The 24067-nt window shown below is 59.2% G+C and carries 21 protein-coding genes, 2 tRNA genes and 1 pseudogene; 14 read left to right on the forward strand and 10 right to left on the reverse strand.

Annotated features, from left to right (window positions below; all coding sequences use genetic code 11):
* Window positions 1-11: 11 nt before the first annotated feature.
* The 5 genes from L1075_RS01950 to sdhC form a co-directional block, all read right to left on the reverse strand.
* Window positions 12-2846, reverse strand: a complete 2835-nt coding sequence (locus L1075_RS01950; protein ID WP_075369622.1) for a 2-oxoglutarate dehydrogenase E1 component — start codon at window positions 2844-2846, stop codon at window positions 12-14.
* Window positions 2847-3080: 234 nt separating this feature from the next.
* Entirely contained in the window at window positions 3081-3791 is a 711-nt protein-coding gene (locus L1075_RS01955) for a succinate dehydrogenase iron-sulfur subunit (RefSeq protein ID WP_075369621.1), read from the reverse strand.
* A gap of 13 nt (window positions 3792-3804) precedes the next feature.
* Window positions 3805-5577: a succinate dehydrogenase flavoprotein subunit gene (sdhA, locus tag L1075_RS01960; RefSeq protein WP_040244085.1), complete on the reverse strand. Its 1773-nt coding sequence runs from the start codon at window positions 5575-5577 to the stop codon at window positions 3805-3807.
* Window positions 5578-5580: 3 nt separating this feature from the next.
* Complete coding sequence (gene sdhD, locus L1075_RS01965) at window positions 5581-5928, reverse strand: succinate dehydrogenase, hydrophobic membrane anchor protein (RefSeq protein WP_040244087.1); 348 nt, start codon at window positions 5926-5928, stop codon at window positions 5581-5583.
* A complete protein-coding gene (gene sdhC, locus L1075_RS01970) occupies window positions 5922-6299 on the reverse strand; it encodes a succinate dehydrogenase, cytochrome b556 subunit (protein WP_075369620.1) in 378 nt (125 codons plus the stop codon). The genes sdhD and sdhC overlap by 7 nt, the downstream gene beginning before the upstream one ends.
* Window positions 6300-6692: 393 nt before the next feature.
* Between sdhC and gltA the strand changes: the two genes are divergently transcribed.
* A complete protein-coding gene (gene gltA, locus L1075_RS01975) occupies window positions 6693-7979 on the forward strand; it encodes a citrate synthase (protein ID WP_075369619.1) in 1287 nt (428 codons plus the stop codon).
* 488 nt (window positions 7980-8467) lie between these two features.
* On the opposite strand, the gene L1075_RS01980 is transcribed toward gltA, so the two are convergent.
* From L1075_RS01980 to L1075_RS01995, 4 genes are all read right to left on the reverse strand, one after another.
* Window positions 8468-8543: transfer RNA gene (locus tag L1075_RS01980), tRNA-Glu, on the reverse strand.
* Window positions 8544-8558: 15 nt separating this feature from the next.
* Window positions 8559-8634, reverse strand: a tRNA-Ala gene (locus L1075_RS01985).
* Between the two features lie 177 nt (window positions 8635-8811).
* Window positions 8812-10290 (reverse strand): glutamate--tRNA ligase, encoded by a 1479-nt coding sequence (gene gltX, locus L1075_RS01990; RefSeq protein ID WP_246939473.1) that lies wholly within the window; start codon window positions 10288-10290, stop codon window positions 8812-8814.
* Between the two features lie 119 nt (window positions 10291-10409).
* Window positions 10410-11306: a LysR family transcriptional regulator gene (locus L1075_RS01995; protein ID WP_097022420.1), complete on the reverse strand. Its 897-nt coding sequence runs from the start codon at window positions 11304-11306 to the stop codon at window positions 10410-10412.
* Between the two features lie 410 nt (window positions 11307-11716).
* Between L1075_RS01995 and L1075_RS02000 the strand changes: the two genes are divergently transcribed.
* The 3 genes from L1075_RS02000 to dusA all read left to right on the forward strand — a co-directional run bounded on the left by L1075_RS02000 (window position 11717) and on the right by dusA (window position 14151).
* A complete protein-coding gene (locus L1075_RS02000) occupies window positions 11717-12361 on the forward strand; it encodes a helix-turn-helix domain-containing protein (RefSeq protein WP_246939475.1) in 645 nt (214 codons plus the stop codon).
* Between the two features lie 91 nt (window positions 12362-12452).
* A complete protein-coding gene (locus L1075_RS02005; RefSeq protein ID WP_075369616.1) occupies window positions 12453-12746 on the forward strand; it encodes a hypothetical protein in 294 nt (97 codons plus the stop codon).
* A 382-nt stretch (window positions 12747-13128) separates the two neighbouring features.
* Entirely contained in the window at window positions 13129-14151 is a 1023-nt protein-coding gene (gene dusA, locus L1075_RS02010; protein WP_246939478.1) for a tRNA dihydrouridine(20/20a) synthase DusA, read from the forward strand.
* Window positions 14152-14158: 7 nt separating this feature from the next.
* Here the strand turns inward: dusA and L1075_RS02015 are convergent, their stop codons facing one another.
* Window positions 14159-15184: a succinylglutamate desuccinylase/aspartoacylase family protein gene (locus L1075_RS02015; RefSeq protein WP_246939480.1), complete on the reverse strand. Its 1026-nt coding sequence runs from the start codon at window positions 15182-15184 to the stop codon at window positions 14159-14161.
* A gap of 318 nt (window positions 15185-15502) precedes the next feature.
* Between L1075_RS02015 and L1075_RS02020 the strand changes: the two genes are divergently transcribed.
* The 10 genes and pseudogenes from L1075_RS02020 to L1075_RS02060 all read left to right on the forward strand — a co-directional run.
* Window positions 15503-16804 (forward strand): NAD(P)/FAD-dependent oxidoreductase, encoded by a 1302-nt coding sequence (locus L1075_RS02020; protein ID WP_246939482.1) that lies wholly within the window; start codon window positions 15503-15505, stop codon window positions 16802-16804.
* Between the two features lie 189 nt (window positions 16805-16993).
* The gene (locus tag L1075_RS02025; RefSeq protein WP_246939484.1) at window positions 16994-18283 is read left to right on the forward strand and encodes an NAD(P)/FAD-dependent oxidoreductase; all 1290 of its coding nucleotides are present in this window, start codon (window positions 16994-16996) and stop codon (window positions 18281-18283) included.
* A 33-nt stretch (window positions 18284-18316) separates the two neighbouring features.
* Window positions 18317-18616, forward strand: coding sequence for an ATP-binding cassette domain-containing protein (locus tag L1075_RS15685; protein ID WP_281504038.1), 300 nt, complete (start codon window positions 18317-18319; stop codon window positions 18614-18616).
* Window positions 18591-19448 (forward strand): ABC transporter ATP-binding protein, encoded by an 858-nt coding sequence (locus L1075_RS15785; protein ID WP_343310783.1) that lies wholly within the window; start codon window positions 18591-18593, stop codon window positions 19446-19448. Before L1075_RS15685 ends, L1075_RS15785 begins: the two co-directional genes overlap by 26 nt.
* A gap of 10 nt (window positions 19449-19458) precedes the next feature.
* Complete coding sequence (locus L1075_RS02040; protein WP_178999407.1) at window positions 19459-20382, forward strand: ABC transporter permease; 924 nt, start codon at window positions 19459-19461, stop codon at window positions 20380-20382.
* Window positions 20379-21176: an ABC transporter permease gene (locus L1075_RS02045; RefSeq protein WP_178999406.1), complete on the forward strand. Its 798-nt coding sequence runs from the start codon at window positions 20379-20381 to the stop codon at window positions 21174-21176. Before L1075_RS02040 ends, L1075_RS02045 begins: the two co-directional genes overlap by 4 nt.
* Before the next feature lie 60 nt (window positions 21177-21236).
* The gene (locus L1075_RS15910; protein WP_281504039.1) at window positions 21237-21653 is read left to right on the forward strand and encodes an ABC transporter substrate-binding protein; all 417 of its coding nucleotides are present in this window, start codon (window positions 21237-21239) and stop codon (window positions 21651-21653) included.
* Window positions 21646-22305: an ABC transporter substrate-binding protein gene (locus tag L1075_RS15915; protein ID WP_343310785.1), complete on the forward strand. Its 660-nt coding sequence runs from the start codon at window positions 21646-21648 to the stop codon at window positions 22303-22305. Before L1075_RS15910 ends, L1075_RS15915 begins: the two co-directional genes overlap by 8 nt.
* A 55-nt stretch (window positions 22306-22360) precedes the next feature.
* Window positions 22361-23728: a glutamine synthetase family protein gene (locus L1075_RS02055; RefSeq protein WP_246939486.1), complete on the forward strand. Its 1368-nt coding sequence runs from the start codon at window positions 22361-22363 to the stop codon at window positions 23726-23728.
* 11 nt (window positions 23729-23739) lie between these two features.
* A pseudogene (locus L1075_RS02060) lies at window positions 23740-24067 on the forward strand (LuxR family transcriptional regulator); the annotation flags it as partial.

A 24067-nucleotide genomic window follows, 5' to 3' on the forward strand; every position in this document is an offset into this window, starting at 1 on the left:
GATGGAACGCCTCAGCCAGTAATGGCGTCTTCGACCAGCTGGCGCTGCTGTTCAACATGGACGGACATGTAGCCGGATGCCGGTGCGGCGGATGCCGGACGCCCCGCGAACTTCAGTTCACGCCCCAAGCCTTCCTGCACCATATCGGCCACCAGACGCATGTGATGCTGGCTTTGATACCAGGCGCCCTGGTTGAGCGGCTCCTCCTGACACCAAACGACCTGTTCGAGGTTCGGATAGGTCTTGAAGACCTCGTACAGCTCCTCCTTGGGGAAAGGATAGACCTGCTCCAAACGCACGATCGCAACATCATCGCTGCCATTTTCGGCACGATAGTTCGCCAGATCGTAGTAGACCTTGCCCGAACACAACACCACGCGTTTGACACTCTCCGCATCGAGCTTGCCTTGGTCCGGCAGCACCATTTCGAAGCGGCCGTTGGACAGATCTTCCAGCGTCGAGGTTGCTTCCTTGTGACGCAGCAGGCTCTTCGGCGACATGATCACCAGCGGCTTGCGCAGCGGGCGGATCACCTGACGCCGCAAAAGGTGGAATATCTGAGCCGGCGTGGTCGGCATGCAGACCTGCATATTGTGCTCGGCACACAGCTGCAGGAAGCGCTCGAGACGCGCCGAGGAGTGCTCGGGGCCCTGCCCTTCATAGCCATGCGGTAGCAGCATGGTGAGCCCGCAAAGCCGTCCCCACTTGGTCTCGCCGGAGGAAATGAACTGGTCGATCACCACCTGTGCCCCGTTGGTGAAGTCACCGAACTGGGCTTCCCAAATGATCAAGGCCTTGGGCGTGGTCGTGGAATACCCGTACTCGAACGCCAGTGCCGCTTCCTCGGACAAAAAGGAGTCACGGATGGTGAAGCGCGGCTGGTCTTCCTTGATATGTTCCAGCGGCACATAGGTCGAGCCATCTTTCTGGTTATGCACGACGGCATGGCGGTGGGAGAAGGTTCCACGCCCGGTATCCTGCCCCGTCAGACGAATAGGGTGGCCTTCATCCAGCAAGGTGGCGTACGCCAAGGTTTCGCCAAAGCCCCAGTTGATGGCCAGATCGCCGGCGGCCATCTTACGACGATCCTCGTAGATCTTGGCCACCTGGCGCTGGACCTCGACGTCTTCGGGAACCTCGCACATCTTGGCGGCTAGTTGCTGCATGCGCGTCATGTCGATCGAGGTATCGGCGTCGCCCGTCCACGTGTGCCCGAGATAAGGCGTCCAGTCGACGAATAGCTCGGTATTGGGCTCCTTGACCAGCGCATTGGCGACGTGGTTGCCTGCCACCAAGTCATCGCGATATTTCTCGACCATAGCAGCCGCGTCGTCGTCGCTGATCATGCCCTCTTGCACCAAGCGCGCCACGTAGAGTTCGCGCGAACTCTTGTGCGACTTGATCTTCTGGTACATCAGCGGCTGAGTCCCGGAGGGCTCGTCGGCCTCGTTATGACCGCGCTTGCGGTAGCAGACGAGATCGATCACCACGTCCTTGTTGAACTGGTAACGATAATCGACAGCCACCTGGGTAGCATGCACCACCGCCTCGGGATCATCACCATTCACGTGGAAGATCGGCGCCTGGACCATCTTGGCGATATCGGTGCAGTACTCAGTGGAGCGTGCATCGTCAGGCCGTGACGTGGTGAAACCGACCTGGTTATTGATGACGATATGCACGGTGCCGCCGGTCTTGTAACCGCGGGTCTGGGACATCTGGAATGTCTCCATCACCACGCCCTGGCCGGCAAAAGCGGCATCGCCATGCACCACCACCGGTAGCACCTTGGCGCCCTCGCCATCTTCGCGACGATCCTGGCGGGCACGCACGGACCCTTCGACCACCGGCGAGACAATCTCGAGGTGCGAGGGGTTGAACGCCAATGCCAGGTGAACCTCGCCACCTTCGGTCATCACGTTGGAACTGAAGCCCTGGTGGTACTTCACATCCCCAGAGCCCTGCTGGATGACTTTCTTGCCATCGAACTCGTCGATCAGTTCCGATGGACTCTTGCCCAGCAAGTTGACCAGCAGGTTGAGGCGGCCTCGGTGCGCCATGCCGATGACGACTTCCTTGGTGCCATAATTGCCCGTACGCTGGATGATTTCGTCAACCATCGGGATGAAGGTCTCGCCGCCTTCCAGACCGAAGCGTTTGGTGCCTGGATACTTGGACGCGAGATAATTTTCCAACCCTTCGGCAGCCGTCAAACGCTCGAGGATATGCTTGCGTACATCGACGCTGTAGTCCGGCTTGGAACGCACCGATTCGAAGCGTTGCTGTAACCAACGCTTCTCGTCGGTGTCGACGATATGCATGAACTCGCAGCCAATGCTGCGGCAGTACGTCTTTTCCAGGACGTCGACGATTTCCTTGAGCGGCGCCTGGTCCTTGCCCAGGAACAGTGAGCCAGTCTGGAAGGACGTCTCCATATCAGCGTCGGTCAGCTGATGGAAGGAAAGATCCAGATCAGGAATCGGAGTCGGGCTGCGAAGCCCCAGCGGGTCGATATCGGCGCGCTGATGGCCGCGGAAGCGGTAGGCGTTGATCAGCTGGAGAACCTTGACCTGCTTTTTGTTCTCGCTGCTGTCAGCGACACCGGCGGCGGGCTTGCCACGACGATTTTGCGCCAACTGATAGAACTGATCGCGAATCGGACTGAGAGGAACGTCGTGAGAGGGGGCGCCTTCCGGACGAGGTAACTGATCGAAATAGTTACGCCATTCGTCGGGAACCTCAGAGGGCTCGACGAGGTATTGCTCGTAGAGCGCTTCCACGTAGTGGGCGTTGCCGCCGCTGACATGGGAAGTGCGCCACATCAACTCCATTATGCCTTCTTGCATCTCTTGGTCACCCTATGCACTGATGGGTGTTCTTGGCGCTGGCACGCCCGGACGTGCCGGCGTCACTTGGGACCTGCGGGAGCAGGTTGGCGTCATACGCGACGCTAGGGTCCACTTATCGTCAAAAGCCGGTGCGCAGGGCACCGGCTAACGGCGGTCGCGGGACCGGCTTCCTGCGACGCCATGTCGCAGGAAGCGGCTTGTTGCCAATGATAACAAGCCACGCGGCGCGATTTAAGTGGCATTAGACAGTAACATCTCACGAATCTTGCCAATCGCACGTGTCGGATTGAGCCCTTTAGGGCACACCGCCACGCAATTCATGATGCCACGGCACCGGAACAGGCTGAACGGGTCTTCAAGCCGCTCCAGGCGCTCACGCGTTGCGGTATCACGTGAATCGGCGAGAAAGCGATAAGCCTGCAGCAGGCCAGCCGGCCCTACGAACTTGTCTGGATTCCACCAGAAGGAGGGGCAGGCCGTGGAGCAGCAGGCGCACAGAATGCACTCGTAAAGCCCATCGAGCTTTTCGCGTTCTTCCGGCGACTGCAACCGCTCCATCGTGGGCTCGGTGGTATCGTTCTGCAGATAAGGCTGGATGCTCTCATACTGCTTGTAGAACACCCCCATATCGACCACCAGGTCACGGATAACCGGCAAACCGGGCAGCGGGCGCAGCACCAACTTGTTGTCCTTGACCACCTCGGACAACGGCGTAACGCAAGCCAAACCATTCTTGCCGTTCATGTTCATGCCATCGGAACCGCAAACCCCTTCGCGGCAGCTACGCCGGTACGCCATGGAGCTATCCTGCTGCTTGATCATTTCAAGCGCATTGAGAACCATGATATCGCGCCCCTGCGTATCCAACTGGAACTCCTGCATGTAGGGCACGGAATCGGTTTCCGGGTTGTAACGATAAATGGATATCTGAAGCGTAGACATCTTGGACAACCCCTTAGTAGGTGCGGATTTTCGGCTCGAAGGTCTCGACGGTCTTCGGCGCAAAGTTCACGTCACGCTGCCCCAGCCGCTTCTCGACCGGGAAGTACATGGAGTGCTTGAGCCAGTTGGCGTCGTCGCGATCCGGATAGTCATAGCGCGAATGCGCGCCGCGGCTTTCCTTACGGTCCAAGGCGGAGATTGCCGTGGCCTCCGCCACTTCGAGCAGATTGTCGAGTTCCAACGCTTCGACACGCGCGGTATTGAAAGCATTGGATTTATCGGCCAGATGCGCGTTACCGATACGCTCGCGGAGGTCGGCCAGTTTCTTGACGCCCTCCTGCATGGTGTCTTCCTGACGAAAGACGCCAAAATCGTTTTGCATGACTTCCTGCAGCTCGGCACGCAATTCAGGAATTGCCTCGCCGCCGCTCGATTCATCCCAGCGGTTGATGCGAGCCATGGCACTATCGATATCGGACTGAGCCGCCTCGAGGTAATCGACACCTTCATTGAGCGCTTGCTCGATGAACATACCGGCTGCACGCCCGAAGACCACCAAGTCGAGCAGTGAATTACCGCCCAGGCGGTTGGCGCCGTGTACGGACACACATGCCGCTTCGCCACAGGCGAACAGCCCGTTGACGATCTGATCGTTGCCATCGGCGTCTTGCATGATCGCCTGGCCGTGGACGTTGGTCGGTACGCCGCCCATCATGTAATGGCACGTCGGCACGACCGGGATCGGGTCCTTGGCAGGATCGACATGGGCGAAGGTCTTGGATAGCTCGACGATGCCCGGCAGACGCTTGCCCAGCACCTCTTCACCCAGGTGATCGAGCTTCAGCATGACGTGATCACCGTTTTCGCCGCAGCCACGCCCTTCCAGGATTTCCATGACCATGGCGCGAGCCACGACATCGCGGCCAGCCAGGTCCTTGGCGTTCGGCGCATAACGCTCCATGAAGCGTTCGCCATCCTTGTTGATCAGGTAGCCACCCTCGCCACGACAACCTTCGGTAACCAAGACCCCGGCCCCGTAAATGCCGGTGGGGTGGAACTGCCACATCTCCATGTCCTGCATGGGGAAGCCAGCACGAAGCGCCATGCCGATACCATCACCGGTATTGATCAGCGCGTTAGTCGTGGACGCGTAGATGCGGCCCGAGCCGCCGGTCGCCAATACCGTCGCCTTGGACTTGATATGCACGATTTCGCCGGTCTCGATGCACATGGCGATACAGCCCACCACATCGCCATCGGCATTCTTGACCAGATCCACCGCGTACCATTCATTCAGGAATACGGTGTTATTTTTCAGATTGTTCTGATACAGCGTATGTAGCAGCGCATGGCCGGTACGGTCAGCAGCAGCGCATGTGCGCGCGGCCTGGCCGCCCTTGCCGAAGTCCTTGGACTGGCCACCGAAAGGGCGCTGGTAGATACGGCCGTTATCGAAACGCGAGAACGGCAGCCCCATGTGTTCTAGCTCGAAAACCGCCTTGGGGCCTTCGGAACACAAATACTCAGCGGCATCCTGGTCAGCGATATAGTCACCGCCCTTGACGGTGTCGTACATATGCCAGCGCCAATCGTCATTGGGATCGGCAGAAGCGATGGCGCAGGTGATGCCACCTTGGGCGGAGACGGTGTGCGAGCGCGTCGGAAAGACCTTGGACAGCACCGCGGTCTTCTTGCCGGACTTGGCCAGCTCAAGCGCGGTACGCAGACCGGAGCCACCGCCACCGATGATGATTGCGTCGAATGTCAGGCTACGCATATTGGACATGAATTAGGCTCCCCAAAGGACTTGAACGCCCCACACCAGAAAAACGAAGATGGCCAGCATGACGACCGCTTGAAATGCAAAGCGCGCACCCGCCTGCTTGAGATAGTCAGTGGACACCGTCCACAAACCGACCCATGCGTGCGCCGCGATGGAAATAAAGGCCAGCAGGGAGAAGATACGCATCCAGGTCTGCGAGAAGAGACCGCTCCACGTGGCGTAATCGAGCCCCGGATGGAACAAGAGATACAGGACCATGAACACGGCATAGACCGCCAGGATAATGGCCGAGACTCGCTGGATCAGCCAATCGGAAAGGCCACTGCGACCGAGGTTCGTGATGTTGGTTACCATACCCATACTCCTGCCAAAACCACCAAGATGGCACTGATCACGACCGTGATCTGCGCCTTGCGATACCCACCCTCGAGATCCACGCCAATACCTGCATCCATCAGCAGGTGCTTGATGCCGGCCACGAAGTGGAAGCCCAGTGCCGAGAGCAGTCCCCAGGCGATCAGCTTGGCGAGTACGTTGTTGGCGAGGGTGTCACGCACTGCTTCGAATCCTTCGGGAGACGACAGTGACGCGTCGAGGGCCCAGAAACCGAAGATCAATCCCACAAAGAGAATGACACCGGTAATACGGTGGGCAATGGAGGTCAGTGCGGGAAGTGGAAATTTTATCGTCGTCAGGTCTAAGTTTACGGGTCTTTTGCTATTCACGGCTCATCACACTCTCTTGGCCCGCCAGCGGCTAGGGCTGTACCCGGTGCGGGCGGTGGTTTGAGGGGGAGGCCTTGGTCGAGGGCTTACATGACCAAGCCATGCTCCTGCCAGTCGCGCGGGATAAGATTATAAGGACCGGGGGATGTCATGACAAATGAGATAGCCCTTGCAGCCGTCCCCATGGACGCGTCAAATAGGGTAGCACTTCCGGGTAGGAACCTTGCTCGCCTCCTTTTCTATCGCCACGCCGGGACACGCCATGCGCGGCGGCGCCAAGCTCATAGGCGCCCTAGGCCCAATTGACAATCCACCGCGTGGTTCTATAGTAGGCGCATTATTTTCGCTGGCATGGCAAGCAAGACAAAGACTTAGGTAAAAGAGGAGGCCATAATGGCTGACAGGAAAGCGCAGTTGACGGTAGAAGGGTTGGACAAGACGATCGAGTTCCCTGTCTACTCCGGCACCGTCGGGCCTGATGTGATCGACGTCCGCGGCCTGACCAGCGAAGGTCTGTTCACATACGACCCGGGCTTCGTCGCCACCGCCTCCTGCGAATCAGGCATCACCTATATAGATGGTGCTGCGGGCGTTCTTCTCCACCGTGGCTACCCCATCGGCCAACTGGCCGAGCACTCCAACTACGTCGAGCTCTGTTATCTGCTGTTATTCGGAGAGCTCCCCAGCAAGGCGCAATACGACGACTTCGCGGCCACCGTGAGAAATCACACCATGGTCCACGAACAACTCGTCAACTTCTTCAAGGGCTTCCGCCGCGATGCCCATCCGATGGCGATCCTATGCGGCGTCGTCGGTGGACTGGCCGCCTTCTACCACGACAATCTGGACATCACCAAGGAAGAAGAGCGCCGCGTCAGCGCGATTCGCCTGATCGCCAAGATGCCGACATTGGCCGCGATGTGCCACAAGTACAACATTGGACAGCCATTCAATTATCCGCGCAATGATCTCGACTACGCGGAAAACTTCCTCTACATGATGTTCGGCAATCCGTGTGAAAGCTACGAGGTCAATCCGGTTTTCGCCAAGGCCATGGACCGGATCTTCATGCTGCACGCCGACCATGAACAGAACGCCTCCACCTCCACGGTGCGTCTGGCGGGCTCAACGGGCGCCAACCCCTTCGCTTGCATCAGTGCCGGCATCGCCGCGCTATGGGGACCAGCCCATGGTGGCGCCAACGAAGCCGTGCTCAACATGCTCGACGAGATCGGTGATGAGTCCGAGGAAAACATCCAGCGCTTCATCGACCGCGCCAAGGACAAGGACGATCCGTTCAAGCTGATGGGCTTTGGCCACCGCGTCTATCGCAATTTCGACCCGCGCGCCAAGGTCATGAAAGAAACCTGCGACGAGGTGCTGGGCGAACTCGGCATGGCCGACGATCCGCAGCTCAAGATCGCCAAGCGGCTCGAGCAGATCGCATTGGAAGACGACTACTTCATCGAGCGCAAGCTCTACCCGAACGTCGACTTCTACTCCGGCATCATCCTCAAGGCGATCGGCATTCCGACCAACATGTTTACCGTCATCTTCGCCATGGCCCGCACGATTGGCTGGACGTCTCACTGGAACGAGATGATCAGCGGCAGCTATCGCATCAGCCGTCCGCGTCAGCTCTATATCGGCCATTCCCAGCGGGACTACCCAGCCAAGTAACTTGCTAGCCAAAACCCGGCCGAGACATTTCTAGCCAGGTGACTGCACGAGAGTGTCACGGACCGCCTTCAGGGCGGTCCGTTACGTTTGACTCCCCGTCTCATCGCACCCCTGCACTCCCCATCCCCACAGTCGTGTTCTTTATCCTGACGACGCTGGGCGTTTTCCACACTTTCTGTGGATAAACCTGTTCAAAACCTTTAGGTAGTTCGCCAGAAACACCATGACAAGGCGGTTACGCTCAAATCGATTAATTTTTGATCTAATATAAGTGCTTGAAAAACAGCATGTTTTTCAATAACGCGCAACATGACGGACCTTAGCCGGCGTTATACACAACACGAAAGCAAAGGCGGCGCGGCAGTGGACAAGGTCCCAGAGGTGTCAAGGGGAAAAACGTATAAAAACGTCTAATACGAACGGGAAGCAGAGACAAAAAAAGACGCTTTCGCGTCTCTGATATCACCACTGCTGTGGGCAAGAAAAGGTGGCGTCCCATAGGGGGTTTGAACCCCTGTTACCGCCGTGAAAGGGCGGTGTCCTGGACCACTAGACGAATGGGACGCATTGTCTTGAGCTTGGTGGAGCCTAGCGGGATCGAACCGCTGACCTCAACACTGCCAGTGTTGCGCTCTCCCATCTGAGCTAAGGCCCCGTGCCTCAAGACGGTGCGTAGAATACTGATTCTCCCTGGCTTCGTCAATATCTTTCGATACGGAAGAAGGAAGAAGGAAGAAGGAAGAAGGAAGGCAGTATCTAGGGTTTCTGCCCCCTTCAAGCTTTGTAGCAGCGTTCTTCCTCCTTCCAGGCAAGCGGCGCTGTTCTATCTAGCTTACAGCTCCCGATATTCTTTCTCGAAGCGTTTGGCCTGCTTCTTGGAAACGCCCCCCAGCACCTGGGTGGCATGGCGCAGGCGCGCCCGTGTCATATCCGAACCGAGAATCGCCATGGCATCCAGCACCGAGGTGGAAGTCGCACTCCCCGTGACGGCGATGAAGACCGGCGCCAGGAACGCTTTCATCTTCATATTGAACGCCTCGGCCAGGAATTTGACCTCGTCGAGCAAGGCTTCCTTGTGCCAACTGGGAACGCCTTCCAGTCGCCACGTCAAAAACTGCAGAAGTTTGAGTAGGTCTTCATTCTCGAGCTTAATGCCTTCGAAACTGGACGCCTCGAGCGGCGGCACCCCCGAAAAGAAATGCCCGGCCAGCGGCATGACATCGGAGAGCGTCGAGATTCGCGGACGTACCTGCGGCAAGATCTGGTTAACGTATTCCTCGTTGAAGGCCCACTCTCTCAGGGCTTCCAGCAAGGCGGCATCGTCCAGATCCTCGCGAATATAGACGCCGTTGAGCCAAGTGAGCTTCTCCAGGTCGAACACCGGGCCGCCCAGCGACACGCGCTGAATATCGAAGTTCGCCATCATTTCCTCTAGGGTGAACTTCTCGCGGTCATCGGGCATCGACCAACCCATGCGGCCCAGATAGTTGGTCACCGCCTGCGGCAAAAAGCCCATGTGCCGATAATAATTGATCGAGGTCGGGTTCTTGCGCTTGGATAGCTTCGACTTATCCGGATTGCGCAGCAATGGCATATGGCACAGCGTCGGCATCGGCCAATCGAAGTACTCATACAACAGCTTGTGCTTGGGCGCCGAGTTGATCCACTCCTCACCGCGCATGACATGCGTGATGCCCATCAGATGGTCGTCGACGACATTGGCCAAGTGATAGGTCGGCATACCGTCGGATTTGAGCAGGATCTGGGCATCGACCTGCGCCCAGTCGACTTCGATCTCACCCCGCAGCATGTCGCTGACGATGCAACTGCCCTCGCCCGGCACTTTCATGCGCACTACATAAGGCCATTGCTCACGCTCGCGACGCGCTACTTCCTCGTCGGCAAGCGCCAGATCAGCGGGCTTGAGCGCCAGGTGCAGCCCCGCCGCCTTGCGCGTCTCACGCAGTTCATCGAGCTCTTCGCTGGTCCGATAGCACTTGAACGCATGCCCGGCGTCGAGCAATTGCTGCGCATATTGCGTATAGATATCGCCGCGCTCGCTCTGCCGATACGGGCCATGAGGACCGCCGATATCGGGACCTTCATCCCACTCGAGTCCCAGCCAGCGCAGGGAGTCGAGGATCATCTGCTCCGACTCGGCCGTCGAGCGCACTCGGTCCGTATCCTCGATGCGGAGGATGAACTGCCCGCCATGCTGACGCGCGAAGCATAGGTTGAACAGCGCTATATAGGCCGTGCCGACATGAGGATCGCCGGTCGGCGACGGCGCGATACGTGTACGTACGGTCATGAAGTTCCCGATCATTGGTGACTGACGATGGCATCATTATACGCATGCACCTACCCGGCATCAGTACCGCCGAGACAAACGCATCGGATAGGCCCTATGGCACTCGTCCAGCACGTTCTTCACAAGGCCAGGTGCTCGCGAAACCACTCCGTGATGAAATCCAGGTAAGCCCGGGTCTTGTCGGGCAGATATTTGCGCGAGCGGAACAACACCAACATGCTGCCGTGCTCGTTCCAATACGGCTGCAAGAGGGGTGTCAGTTGCCCCTCCTCCACTGCCGCGCGCGCCGCGAATGTCGGCAGATAGGCCAAGCCGAATCCCGCCTTGGCCGCTTCGACCACGCCCAGCAGATTATTGATCACCAGACGAGAGTTAGGCTCGATATCCAGCGGCTGTCCATTGAGAGAAAAGCGCCAGTGAGCGCCGAGATCGTAATTGCCGTAGAACACTGTATCGAACTCGGCGATGTCCTTGGGGTGCAGCGGCCGACCAACGCGGGCCAGATAATCCGGCGCGGCGTACAGGCCATAGACCACTTTGCACAGCGGACGCGACACCAGACTCGACGGCGGCATCGGCCCCATGCGAATGGCCAGATCCACCGACTCGTCGATGGGTTCGAAACGCTGATCCTCGAGCAGGATTTCCACCGACATCTCGGGATAGCGGCGCATGAAGGCCGTGGTCGGCGCCGCCAAGTACATGAAGCCGAAGCTCACCTGGGCACTGACCTTGAGTTGCCCCCGAGGTTGTGACGTCACCGACTGTACCTGCGCCTCCGCCGTCTGCAACTCCTCGATGACCCGCAGCCCATGCTCGTAATAGATCTGTCCGGCTTCCGTGAGGCGCAATGAACGCGTCGAGCGATTGAGCAGACTGACGCTCAACTCATCCTCGAGTGCAGCCACACGCTTTGAAGCCAACGACTTGGAAATACTCAGACGCCGCGCCGCTGAGGTAAAACTGCCCGCTCGCACGACCTCGACGAAGACACGCAATGCATCCAGTGTCGTCACGTTGAAGATACTCCGACATGCTAGTTTCCAAAATAGAAACACTAGTTTTCGATTGTACCCTCTTATTACGCAAAGGCCGACTGCCTATACTGGCCGCGCTCGGGCAAGCGATGTATCGCTCCCGGCATGCGTGGCCTTTTCTCAGCGGAATCGCCACGCGCACGCTAACGGCGCTCGATGGCTTCGGCTTTCCTGCGCCGTGTGGCGTCTTCAGTGAAACGAGCTTTTCTTTGCGCCATCAGGCTGTTCTACGGGACGGCCGGCGCCCTTTTATTCCTCATTCTCCCCTTCCTGACACTGCAATTCGGATAGTGCATACGCACTACATACTGTTCATAACCCCCAACCCGAAACATACTTTGGCATTGGCTGGATATGCTAACGCGTTCACCTCATGGCGAGATGTCTACATGGACGCACTGGGACCCCGGATCAAGCAGCTCAGGATAGACGCCGGCTTGAGCAAGGCCGCCTTGGCCAGACGTGTCGGCGTATCGGATGTTACGATTTCTTATTGGGAATCCGGCACGATCAAACAAATAGGTCACGAGCGACTCATCGCACTGGCCGACGCGCTGCATTGCTCGCTCGAACGACTACTCGAAGATGGCACTACCGTCGCAACGCCCACGGCTTCTCAACGTATCACCGAGAACGTGCCCGGCAATACACATCTCTTGGCACTACACACCGTGCCCCCGGTGCCGTGGGAAGCTCACACGCTCGCTGCCCCTCTTCCCGCCTCGGGCACCGCCATCGACGCCCTCGTTCGAGGGTGTTACCTCGTGACACCAGGCTCAGGAGAGACATTCGCCTATCTCGAGGCGGGCGATATCGCCGCCATTCTTCCTACCTCCCATTTCCGACAGGAAGGGCTTTATCTACTCGAATGGCGCCATGCACTCACGATCCAATATCTGAGCCACCCTGAGCCGGAAACGTTGCGCATCACCGACCCTGCGCACCACACTACCGTCGATTCAAACCAGCCATTCCCATTTCGAATCGCAGGACGCCTTCAGGCTCGTTGGCAACAACGTGACGTCAGTGATTGACGCCATACGGCAGGCTTTCCAACCGTTTTTGGAATTCCAGGGATTACGCCTTGGTCCATACTGAGTGCACATCCTCATTGACGGGGGCATCATGATGAAAGTCATTCTGCTGGTGACACTGTTCGGCCTAGCATGGCCGGTGCTGGCTGATGACGATGGTCAGCGCGACTCACTCAACGACAGTCGCCAACGCAATCAACTGCAACGTGACGTCAGCAGCGACCGCGCCACCACGATCGAGCGTCGGCAGTCGCTGAATCGCAGCGAACACCGTGATGAACGTTTCGACGAACGCCAGCGGCAAGAGCGTCAACTCAAGCGCTCTCAGCGCCGTCTGGAAGACTCGCAACGCGAGCTCAGAGACCAGCGCAACCAGTCACCCTGACACAAAAAAGCCCGACCGATACCGGCCGGGCTTTCGTGCAAACCTGCATTTCCTTGCAGGCGTCACGGACTTCCTGTCCGTACTCTGTGCTTTCCGTGCTTCTTTAGGCGTCCTTTTTACCTATCTTCCTTGCTTTCCACCCTTCCATGGCGGACATGATCACCGTGGCAGAAGATCCCTAGTAGTAAAAATAATCTGTATCAAACAACACCAATTTAATGTTCCAAGATGTAACAAAGGCCGCGAAAGCCCCCCCCCTTGAATCGCACCGGAGCCGACAGACTCGACCCAACGATATTGCCGAACTATCCGTATGACGTACAATACGCGGCCGTTGCACCCGCTATCGTTCTTAGCCATCACCCTTCACCGGAGGCCGCAAATGATTGAAAAATCAGCGCAAGACTCGCTAGCGCGGGCCCGCCGATTTTCTGTGGCCCCGATGATGGATTGGACGACCCGCGACTACCGCGCGTTCGCCCGCACGCTGACGCGTGAAGCGCTGCTGTACACCGAGATGGTCACGACCGGGGCGATTCTGCATGGCTCGCCGCGCGAGCGCTTTTTGGGGTATAGCGACGTGGAGCATCCGGTGGCGCTACAACTAGGCGGCAGCGACCCTGCTGCACTGGCGGAATGCGCGGCGATCGCTGAAGCCTGGGGCTACGATGAGGTCAACCTGAACGTGGGGTGCCCTAGCGATCGGGTACAGAACAACCTGATCGGCGCCTGCCTGATGGAGCATCCGGACAAGGTGGCGGCGGCAGTCAGCGCCATGCAGGCAGCGGCCTCGATTCCGGTCACGGTCAAGTGTCGTATCGGCATCGACGACCAGGACGAGGACGCCGATCTGGCGCGCTTCATCGAACGCGTCGCCGATGCCGGCTGCGAGGTCTTCATCGTGCATGCCCGCAAGGCCTGGCTAGAAGGACTCTCGCCCAAGGAAAACCGCGACGTGCCGCCGCTCAATTACCCACGCGTGCATCGTCTCAAGGCGCAGCACCCCGATCTTCATATCGGTATCAACGGCGGTATCAAGACGCTGGACGAGTGCCGGGCACAGCTCGATCTCGTCGATAGCGTGATGATCGGGCGAGAGGCGTATCAGAACCCATGGTTACTGGCCGATGTGGATGCCGCCATTTACGGCGGCGTCTCGCCAGTACGTAGCCGGCATGCCGCCGCACGCGCTTTCCGCCCCTACATCGCCGAACGCCTGACGGCGGGCGCCAAGCTGAATCACGTCACCCGTCACCTGCTCGGCCTGTTCCAAGGCTGCCCCGGCGGTCGTCAGTTTCGACGCCACCTGTCGGAAAATGCCCACCGCGCCGGCGCCGGGCTCGAGGTGTTCGACGAAGCATTGGCCAAGGTGCGCGAGCTCGACACTGAAAGCGCCGTCGCCTGAGACGACGCTATAGCTCCTGGCGCGTCTCGAAATCCGAGTGAAAGGTTTCAACGGCGTTCTCCGCCTCTTCGATTTCATCGAAGCGGGCGACATGAAACAGTGCTTCGCCCTCGTTCGCCAGCGGCAGGTTACTCATACCGATGACGATGCCATCCGCGTTGGCGAGCACTTCCTGCTCGGCATTCCCGAACGGATCGGCAACGCGCCCTAGAATATCGCCTCGTGCGACACGCGCGCCCAACCGCGCCCGGGGGCGTAGAATGCCGTCGATGGGCGAACGAGCCCAACTCGAGCCATTGGCGACCTCCGCAACGGCAGGCGCATGCCGACGCCGATCGGCGGGCAACATGCCTAGCAAGCGCATGACGCGCTGCACACCTCTTACCCCCGGCGCGATCGCCCACTCGTCGAAGCGCAGCGCCTCGCCAGCCTCATAGGTGAGCACCGGCACGTCACGCGATTGCGCATATTCCCGTAGGCTTCCTTCGCGCAATTCGGCATTGAGAATCACCGGCACCCCAAACGCCTCGGCCATGGCCTGTGTCGCGGGGCGCTCCTTCATCTGTGCCCGCACCTGCGGGAGGTTGGTACGATGAATCGCGCCGGTATGCAGGTCGACGATATGCGTTGCAAGGTCGACGATCTGCTCGCGAAACAACGACGCGACACGCGAGCCAAGGGAGCCAACCTCGCTGCCCGGAAAGCAGCGATTCAAGTCACGCCGGTCAGGCAAGTAGCGCGTCTGCTGCACGAAGCCGAAGACATTGACGATGGGCACCGCAATCAGCGTGCCTCTCAAGCGCGATAGCGACGCTAATCTAAGCATGCGACGCACGATCTCGACGCCATTGATCTCATCACCGTGAATCGCCCCACAAACCAGCAAGACCGGGCCCGGCTGACGGCCATGAACGACCTCGACGGGAATATGCAGCGGTGCATGGGTGTAAAGCTTGGCCACCGGTACATCGATCTGTGCCCGGCTGCCGGGCGGAATACGCGTACCGGCGAGTTCGAAGGGAGCGCGAGCCATGAGTGTTCCTATACCGAAGATGGCGAATTCTTTATACCCGCCATGGCGCCTCATGACACCCCATTCATGCAAGCGATTCTTTGTTTAGCCATCAATCAAGGGCGTGACGCATGTCAGCGGCGTAGGCTTTTGATCACTGTCATGACATGAGAAATGCAGCATGCTGATCTCTTGAGAACCTCGCGGCGCCTCCTGGGGCGGCGTGCTCATAAAATATACCCAAGGGGGTATATCACAGGGTTGCCCCCCTTCGTAACGTTATCCCAAAGCGCAAATTCAAAAGGCCAACATTTAACCAAGGCTGGCCAAGATACAACGATGGTTCGGGAGCAAACCGTGCTGGCAACGTCTCATCCCCATTCTTATTACGCGGCGTCCGCAAATGACAAGCGCGTGCGTCCGACCCTGCAGGGTCACGTGAAGGCAGACATCTGCATCGTCGGCGCCGGCTTTACCGGCATGTCTACAGCCCTCCACATGGCCGAAAATGGCTACAAGGTGGTTGTCCTGGAAGGCAGCCGCATAGGATTCGGTGCTTCCGGCCGCAATGGCGGACAGATCGTCAACAGCTACAGCCGCGATATCGACTTCATCGAGCACCATTATGGCCAGAAGGTCGGTGCAGAGATGGGGAAGATGGCTTTCGAGGGCGGTCGCATCCTACGTCGTATCGTCAAAGACTACGACATCCAGTGTGACTTGAAGGAGGGCGGTATTTTCGCCGCGTGCAACCGCAAGCAGTTCGAGGAACTGGTCGAGAAAAAGAAGCTCTGGGAAGCCCACGGCCACGAACAACTGGAACTGCTCGACGAGAATGCCATCCCGCAATACGTGGGTACCGAGCGCTACGTTGGCGGCCTAATCGATCACAGCGGGGGGCATTTCCATCCCTTGAATCTGGTACTCGGCGAAGCCGACGCCGTGGAGTCTCAGGGAGGAACCATCTACGAGAACTCCGCGGCACTGCGGATTCATCAAGGCGACAAACCGATCGTCCATACCGAAGAAGGCGACGTTGAAGCAGACTACGTGCTAGTCGCCGGTAATGCCTATCTAAATGGCCTGCTGCCAAAGCTGGAATCCAAGGCCATCCCCTGCGGCACACAGGTCATCGCCACCGAACCACTACCGGAAAGCGTACAGCAGCGTTTACTACCGAAAGACAATTGCGTCGAGGACTGCAACTACCTCCTTGACTATTTCCGCCTGTCTGGCGATGGCCGGCTGATCTACGGTGGCGGCGTTACCTATGGTGCCCGCGAGCCGGCGCAAGTCGAGGCTCTGATCATGCCGAAAATGCTCAAAACGTTCCCTGAGTTGAAAGACACTAAGGTAGATTTTGCCTGGACCGGCAACTTCCTGCTAACACTAAGCCGCTTGCCCCAATTCGGCCGCATCGGAAACAACATCTACTACGCACAAGGGTATAGCGGCCACGGCCTCACCTGCACCCACTTGGCGGGCAAAGTGATCAGTGACGCCATTCAGGGTCAGTCAGAACGCTTCGATATTTTCGCCGGCTTGCCCCAGCACTCGTTCCCTGGCGGACGGGCCATGCAGATTCCGCTGACCGCCATGGGGGCCTGGTACTACAACTTGCGCGACAAGCTCGGGATTTGATTTTTTATAATCAACCACTACCGCCATGAACATCAAAAACCGGGCAGACATCTAAGCGATGAACTGGGCTATAAGCTGAATACGTGAAAGGCAACCGACGCTAGCCTCTCCGCGGGACTTTCCCTCCGTGACGTGAGACTTTTGTCGTATTCTCATAAATTATTCAACAACAATAACAGGATGGAATCTATGTGCAGTGCCGTCTCCGACACACCCGCTTCGTGGTACCGGGCCTCCATCGCCGTGGAGCTCGAACCCGCCATGCCCCTTGAAGGCGACACAAGGAGCGATGTGTGCGTGATCGGCGGCGGGGTAACCGGCTGCTCCACGGCCCTGCACTTGGCCGAGCGTGGCTACTCGGTGACATTGCTAGAAGCCGGCGATATCGGCCATGGTGCCTCCGGACGCAGCGGCGGACAGATCCTACCGGGGCTGGGCACCGACATCACCACCGTCCAGCAAGCTCTGGGGCTGACTCGCGCCCGCGAGATATGGGAGATGAGCCGTGAGGCGGTGCGTCTCACGGCCGAGTTGATCGAGCGTCATGCCATTCCTTGCGACCTGGCCTGGGGCTACCTTCACGCAGCGGTCAAGCCGCGGCATATCAAGGAGCTCACAACCTTCCGCGAGCAGATGGCCCGTGACTACGGTTATGCAGCTCTCGAGTGGCTGGAGGGCGATGCCCTACGCGAGCATGTAGTCACCGATGCCTACCCCGCGGCCCTCTACGACCGGGAAGGCGGCCACCTTCATCCCCTCAACTACACGCTGGGCCTGGCCCGGGCGGCACAGCGCGCCGGGGTACGCGTGCACTCACATAGTGCCGCACGCACGATCCGCCGAGGTCAGCCGGCCACGGTCACCACCGAGAACGGCAGCGTAACCGCCGATTTCGTCGTGCTGGCCACTAATGCCTATCACGGTGACCTGGTCCCGGAACTCTCCGGTCGCATCATGCGGGCCGCCAACTACATGATCGCCACCGCACCGCTGAGCGAGGCACAAGCGGCCAAGGTGTTACCGAAAAACGATGCCCTGGCCGATGCCAACTTCGTGCTCGACTATTACCGGCTCAGCGCCGACCGTCGCCTGATTTATGGTGGAGAAGTCAGTTACGACGGCCGTGAGCCCCCGCGCCTTCAGGCGCGCATGGATGCCAAGATTGCCCGGCTTTTCCCGGTACTCGAGGGGGTGCCCATCGAGTACCGCTGGGGCGGCGATGTCGCGATCACCTTCAATCGGGCCCCCGATTTCGGCCGCCTAGGCGATAATCTCTACTATGCCCAAGGCTACTCTGGTCATGGCATGGCCATGGCCGGGCTGGCCGGCAAGCTGATGGCCGAGGCCATCGCCGGCCAGAGCGAACGTTTCGATGTCTTTTCCGCCATGCCACATCGACACTTCCCAGGCGGACATGCTTTGCGCAAGCCGTTGCTGGTGCTGGCGACCAATTTCTACAAACTGCGCGACCGACTCTGAATAAAGCCAACGACAAGCGAAGAGGGTACCTCCATGAGCGAGACCATGACGGCGGAGACTGCCGACCATCCGGGCGCTCGCCCGGCCGCCAATGAACGCGGCCGGGCGAACCATAAAGCGTCTTCGATCGAGATGCAGGGCCTGCACAAGCGCTTCGGTCGCGATACCGTGGCTTTGGATGGCGTCGATCTGGACATCCGGGCCGGTGAGTTCTTCACCCTGCTGGGGCCTTCCGGCTGCGGCAAGACGACCCTGCTGCGCATCCTCGCCGGCCTCGAGGAGCCGGATGCCGGGTCGCTGGTGGTAGGTGGTAGGTGGCAAGAACATCACTGAAACGCCTCCCCATCAACGCAGCGTCAATACCGTCTTCCAGTCCTATGCGCTTTTCCCTCACCTTTCGGTCCGCGAGAACCTGGCCTTTGGCTTGAAGATGCGCGGCATGCCGGCGGCCGAACGCCACACCAAGGTCGATGAGATCGCCGACTTCATCAAGCTCGGTGACCTGGTCGACCGCCACGTCGACCAGCTCTCCGGCGGGCAGCGCCAGCGCATCGCGCTGGCTCGGGCACTGATCTGCGAACCTGACGTCCTGCTGCTCGACGAGCCACTCTCGGCCTTGGATGCCGGCCTGCGCAGCCAGTTGCAGGTGGAACTACTGCGAGTGCAGAAGCGGCTCGGCATGACCTTCGTGTTCGTGACCCACGACCAGCAAGAGGCCATGGTCATGTCCGACCGTATCGCCGTCCTCAATGGCGGCACCATTCAGCAGGTCGGGGCCCCGCGGGAGGTCTACGAGCGCCCGGTGAATGCCTTCGTGGCCCGCTTCATGGGCCACGATAATCTCTATACGATCAGCGCCCGCAAGAGTGACCGTTTGATCACAGCGCTGGGGGAACTGACCGCCGAGGATGCCGGCAACGGCGAGCTGCTGCTGATCCGCCCCGAGACGCTGGATCTATTGCCTGGCGCGGTCGAGGGACCCAACCACCTAACGGCCACCGTAGCCGAGCGGCTCTATCGTGGCAGTCATGCCGAGTTCCGACTGGCCATCGGAAACACCACCCTGCAGGCCACGGTCAACAACCGCGGCCGTCATCTGCCCGAGGTCGGCGAAACGGTGACGGTGGCGGTGGCGCCGGAAGACCTGGTCACCCTGCATGAGTGAGGAGGCGAACATGTCCTATTCTGGCGCAGTACCCACTGCCCGCAGCCGGGCCATGGTCCGCGAGACCCGCCATCTGCTGTTCACGGTGGCTCCAGGGGCGTTCTGGATCTTCATCTTCCTGGTGTTGCCCAGTGCGTATCTGATGGGTGTAGCCTTCATGACCAACGGGCCCTATGGCCTGCCGCAGATGCCGCTGTCGCTGGACGCCTTCGAGCGCCTGGCCGGCGTGGGCTTTCTAGGCTGGAGCCCGGGCAATCTCTATACGTTGCTGCGCTCGCTGTGGCAGACCCTGGTATCGACGGTGCTGGTAGTGATCGTCGCCTATCCGGTGGCCTACTACATCACGACCTGTCGTGAGAAGTGGCGCCCGATCCTGTTGCTGCTGGTCGTCGTGCCATCATGGACCAATCAGGTGATTCGCGCTTTCGGCTGGATGAACCTGCTGGCACCGGGCACCCCCTTGTCTAGCCTGGCCGAGAGCCTCGGACTGGTGGCGCCCAACATGGGACTCTATCCCTCCAACCTCGCGGTCACCCTAGGGCTGGTCTACAACTTCCTGCCCTTCATGGTGCTCCCGCTGTACGCCGCCTTCGAGAAGCTCGATACGGCGCAGGTACAGGCCGCACAAGATCTCTATGCCAGCCCGGTACGAGCCTTCTGGCACGCTGTCTTTCCGCAGACGCTCCCAGGACTGCTGGCAGGCACGGTACTGGTGGCGATTCCCGCCTTCGGCATGTACGTGATTCCCGAACTACTCGGCGGCGGTAAGGGCATGATGCTCGGCAATCTGGTCGCCAATCAGTTCGCCGGCAGTTCCAATTGGCCACTGGGAGCCGCTGGGGCGATTTTGATGTTGATCGCGACATTCATCGGCCTTTTCGCCATGCGACGTATCGGCAAGCGCCTGGGCGGCGGTGAGGAGGTAGTGATATGAGAAAGCGAACGCTTGCGCGCGGTCTCGCGGGTATCTGGTGGGTGACGCTGTTCTTCCTCTACGCCCCCCTGTTCGTGATCGTGCTGTTTTCCTTCAATTCAGCCAACAGCACAGCCGTTTTCGAAAACTTCTCGCTGGCTTGGTATCGCAGGCTGTTCGGCAACGAGCAGATTATCAATGCTTTCGGCAACAGCCTGGTACTGGCGGTGAGTTCTTCGATCATAGCGCTGGTGATTGGATGTCTGATTGGCTACGGCATGTATCGTCATCGCCATCGCAAGCTGGGGTGGCTGATCGTCTTGATCTATCTGCCTATCGTGCTGCCGGATATCGTCTTCGGCATCTCCGAGATGACCTTCTTCGTGCAGATCCATGACTGGACCGGCCTGCTGCAACCAGGGCTCGGCACCATGATCATCGCGCATGTGACGTTCCAGATTCCTTTCGTGGCACTGATCGTCTACTCGCGCTTCGTGGGCCTGGACCCGACACTGTTCGAGGCTGCCAAGGACCTCTACGCATCGCCGATCAAACGCGTGGTGCACTTCATGGTGCCAACCATCAAACCAGCGTTGATCTCCGCCTTCTTCTTGTCGTTTACGCTATCGATCGACGACTTCGTGATCAGTTTCTTCACGGCAGGACCGGAGAGCGCCACATTGCCGATCTATATCTGGAGCGCCATCAAGAAAGGAGTGACGCCCGAGATCAATGCGATTGCCACCCTGATGATCGGTGCGGTGGCCATGGCCGCCATATTCAGCATGCTTTTCAACCGCCAGGGGCGCCGCTAGGCGCTTCCTGTCAAAACGATGTAGCACCAACAAAACGTAGCACCGAAGGAGAGCGAAACGATGAAAACAATGACCACAAGAATCGCCGCTACACTCGGAGGCCTGCTGCTGGCCAGCGGCGTCCAGGCTCAGGAAGACAACAAGCTATATCTGTTCAACTGGACCCAGTACATGGACCCGGCGATCATCACGGCCTTCGAGGAGAAATACGACGCCGAGGTGGTGCAGAACTACTACAACTCGCTACCCGAGATGTTCGCCAAACTCAATGCCGGCGGGGTGTCGCAGTACGACATCATCGTACCATCCAACTACTACGTGCCACGGCTGATCGAGACTGGCATGGTGCAGAAGCTCGACAAGTCCAAGATTCCCAACTTGGACAATGTCATGGAGCAGTTCAAGAATCCTAGTTATGACCCGCAGAGTACCTATTCGGCACCCTACCAATGGGGGGGTGACCGGCTTAGTGTATAACGCCGAGACGTTCCCCGACGCGCCCAAGAGTTGGTCGCTGATGTTCGATCCCGAGTCCAACTCGAGCTATCCCTTCGCGCTGATGGGCGATGGACAGGTCACCATGGGCGGCGCCTGTGCGTACCTGAATCACGGCTATGACTGTACCGATACCGAGGCCTGGAAGGAGGCTGTAAGACTGCTGATCGACACCAAGAATCGCAGCAACTTCAGTGGCTTCGTCGACGGCACGCCGAGTCTGCAACAACTGGCGCGCGGCGTGACGCACGTCGCCTTGAGCTACAACGGCGACTACCTCTTCTACCGCCAGGAAAACCCGGATTCTTTCGAGAACATCAAGTTCATGATTCCCGACGAAGGCACCGAGATGTGGGTCGACACCATGCTGATCCCCTCCAAGGCGCCCCATCCCGATCTGGCCCACAAGTTCATCAACTTCATCCTCGATGCCAAGATCGGCGCTCAGCTATCCAACTACAACTACTACGCCAGCCCCAATGCGGCGGCTCAGCCCTACCTCGACGACATACTGACCCAGCCCCCGATCCAGCCGTCCGAGGAAGATATGCAACGGCTGCACTTCACACCCAGTCTCGAGGGCGAACAACTGCAGGTCTTCCAGCAGTTTTGGTCAGAGGTCCAGTCACGCTGAAACGACAGGCCCCGGCCACTCGGTCGGGGACCCATCTGCAGAGCAAGGAAATCCAATGAGTAACCGTCAGGAACACCCCCACTTCAACGACTGGTTTCAGACTCGCGGCATCACCGAGGTCGAATGTCTGGTCACCGACCTCACCGGCATCCTGAAGGGCAAGATCATGCCTGCCGGCAAGTACCTGGGCGGTGGTCGCCCGCGACTGCCGGACTCGATCTTCATCCAGACCGTCACCGGAGGCTATCCCGACGACGATGATATCCACTTCTGGAATCCCGCCGAGCGGGATATGGAGCTGGTGCCCGACCCCAACGCTATCTTCCTGGTGCCCTGGGCCGATGATGCCACCGCTCAGATCATCCACGATTGCCACTACCTGACCGGCGAGCCGGTGGAACTTTCCCCCCGTCACGTGCTCAAGCGGGTGCTATCCTTCTACGAGGCGCGCGGCTGGAAGCCGATCGTCGCGCCCGAGGTCGAGTTCTTTCTGGTCAAGACCAACACCGACTCCGACTATCCTCTGGAGCCACCGATCGGCCGTAACGGCCGTCAGGAAAGCAGCCGGCAGTCGTTCTCCATCGATGCGGTCAACGAGTTCGATCCGCTTTTCGAGGAAATGTACGACTACTGCGATGCCATGAACCTCGACCTGGATACCCTGATTCACGAAGAAGGTGCCGGGCAGATGGAGGTCAACTTCCAACACGGCGATCCCCTGCGGCTGGCCGATCAGGTGGTGATGTTCAAGCGCGCCTTGCGCGAAACGGCGCTCCGTCACGGCATGTACGCCACCTTCATGGCCAAGCCGATGGCCAATGAGCCCGGCAGTTCGATGCATCTCCATCAGAGCCTATTGGACGCCGAATCCGGTGATAACCTGTTCGCTGGCGAAAATGGCAAGTCCAGCCGGTTGTTCCAGCAGTTCATCGGCGGGCTGCAGCACTACCTACCCTCGGCCATGCCGCTGCTGGCGCCCAACGTCAACTCCTACCGTCGGCTGATGCGCACTGAAACCAGCGGCTCGGCGCCGACCAACGTCGAGTGGGGTACCGATAACCGCACCGTAGGTTTGCGAGTGCCAGTCTCGACACCCGAGGCGACGCGGGTCGAAAACCGTCTGGCAGGGGCCGATGCCAATCCTTATCTGGTCATGGCAGCTTCGCTGGCCTGCGGCTATCTCGGCATGCTCGGCCAGCTCGAGCCACGTCCACCGATGATTGGGTCGGCTTGGTCCGGCGGCCACACACTGCCTGACGATATCCGTCCGGCGCTGGATATGCTGAGCGCTTGTCAGCCACTGGCCGAGGTTCTCGGCGAGCGTTTCACTAACAGCTATCTCGCGGTCAAGCGCGCCGAGCACCGCGAATACTTCCAGGTGATCAGCTCCTGGGAGCGCGAACACCTTCTGCTCAGAGTCTAGGCTGATTTTTCGTGACACCGACCGATCACCTCGCCAATTCAGCCAGCCTCGCTTGGCACCATCATCTGGCCCGCCTGTTCCAAGGCGTCGCCGGCAGCGGCTTTCCACTCCTGCTGGAGCAGACGCTGCGCGAGTTGGTCGGTTTCGACACCATCCTGGTCAATACCTATAAAGGACAACGACGACCGCTGCTGATACACGACAACTATCCACCGACACGGCGCGAACAGGGTATCGAATGCTATTTGAACCAGACCTTTCTGCTGGATCCTTTCTTCAAGGCCGTCTATGACGGGCTAGAGAATGGCGCGCACCGGCTGCGCGAGCTAGCCCCGGATC

This window comes from Chromohalobacter beijerinckii (assembly GCF_023061185.1).
Classification (GTDB): domain Bacteria; phylum Pseudomonadota; class Gammaproteobacteria; order Pseudomonadales; family Halomonadaceae; genus Chromohalobacter; species Chromohalobacter beijerinckii.

Bases quoted from the DNA above. Each gene is read 5' to 3' on its own strand.
- L1075_RS02005 (WP_075369616.1), top strand. From the start codon at position 12,453: ATGATGAAAGTCATTCTGCTGGTGACACTGTTCGGCCTAGCATGGCCG.
- L1075_RS15685 (WP_281504038.1), top strand. From the start codon at position 18,317: ATGAGCGAGACCATGACGGCGGAGACTGCCGACCATCCGGGCGCTCGC.
- L1075_RS02045 (WP_178999406.1), top strand. From the start codon at position 20,379: ATGAGAAAGCGAACGCTTGCGCGCGGTCTCGCGGGTATCTGGTGGGTG.
- dusA (WP_246939478.1), top strand. From the start codon at position 13,129: ATGATTGAAAAATCAGCGCAAGACTCGCTAGCGCGGGCCCGCCGATTT.
- L1075_RS02025 (WP_246939484.1), top strand. From the start codon at position 16,994: ATGTGCAGTGCCGTCTCCGACACACCCGCTTCGTGGTACCGGGCCTCC.
- sdhD (WP_040244087.1), bottom strand. From the start codon at position 5,928: ATGGTAACCAACATCACGAACCTCGGTCGCAGTGGCCTTTCCGATTGG.
- sdhA (WP_040244085.1), bottom strand. From the start codon at position 5,577: ATGTCCAATATGCGTAGCCTGACATTCGACGCAATCATCATCGGTGGC.
- L1075_RS02015 (WP_246939480.1), bottom strand. From the start codon at position 15,184: ATGGCTCGCGCTCCCTTCGAACTCGCCGGTACGCGTATTCCGCCCGGC.
- gltA (WP_075369619.1), top strand. From the start codon at position 6,693: ATGGCTGACAGGAAAGCGCAGTTGACGGTAGAAGGGTTGGACAAGACG.
- L1075_RS02055 (WP_246939486.1), top strand. From the start codon at position 22,361: ATGAGTAACCGTCAGGAACACCCCCACTTCAACGACTGGTTTCAGACT.
- L1075_RS02040 (WP_178999407.1), top strand. From the start codon at position 19,459: ATGTCCTATTCTGGCGCAGTACCCACTGCCCGCAGCCGGGCCATGGTC.
- L1075_RS01955 (WP_075369621.1), bottom strand. From the start codon at position 3,791: ATGTCTACGCTTCAGATATCCATTTATCGTTACAACCCGGAAACCGAT.
- L1075_RS01950 (WP_075369622.1), bottom strand. From the start codon at position 2,846: ATGCAAGAAGGCATAATGGAGTTGATGTGGCGCACTTCCCATGTCAGC.
- gltX (WP_246939473.1), bottom strand. From the start codon at position 10,290: ATGACCGTACGTACACGTATCGCGCCGTCGCCGACCGGCGATCCTCAT.
- L1075_RS15910 (WP_281504039.1), top strand. From the start codon at position 21,237: ATGAAAACAATGACCACAAGAATCGCCGCTACACTCGGAGGCCTGCTG.
- L1075_RS02020 (WP_246939482.1), top strand. From the start codon at position 15,503: ATGGTTCGGGAGCAAACCGTGCTGGCAACGTCTCATCCCCATTCTTAT.
- L1075_RS02000 (WP_246939475.1), top strand. From the start codon at position 11,717: ATGGACGCACTGGGACCCCGGATCAAGCAGCTCAGGATAGACGCCGGC.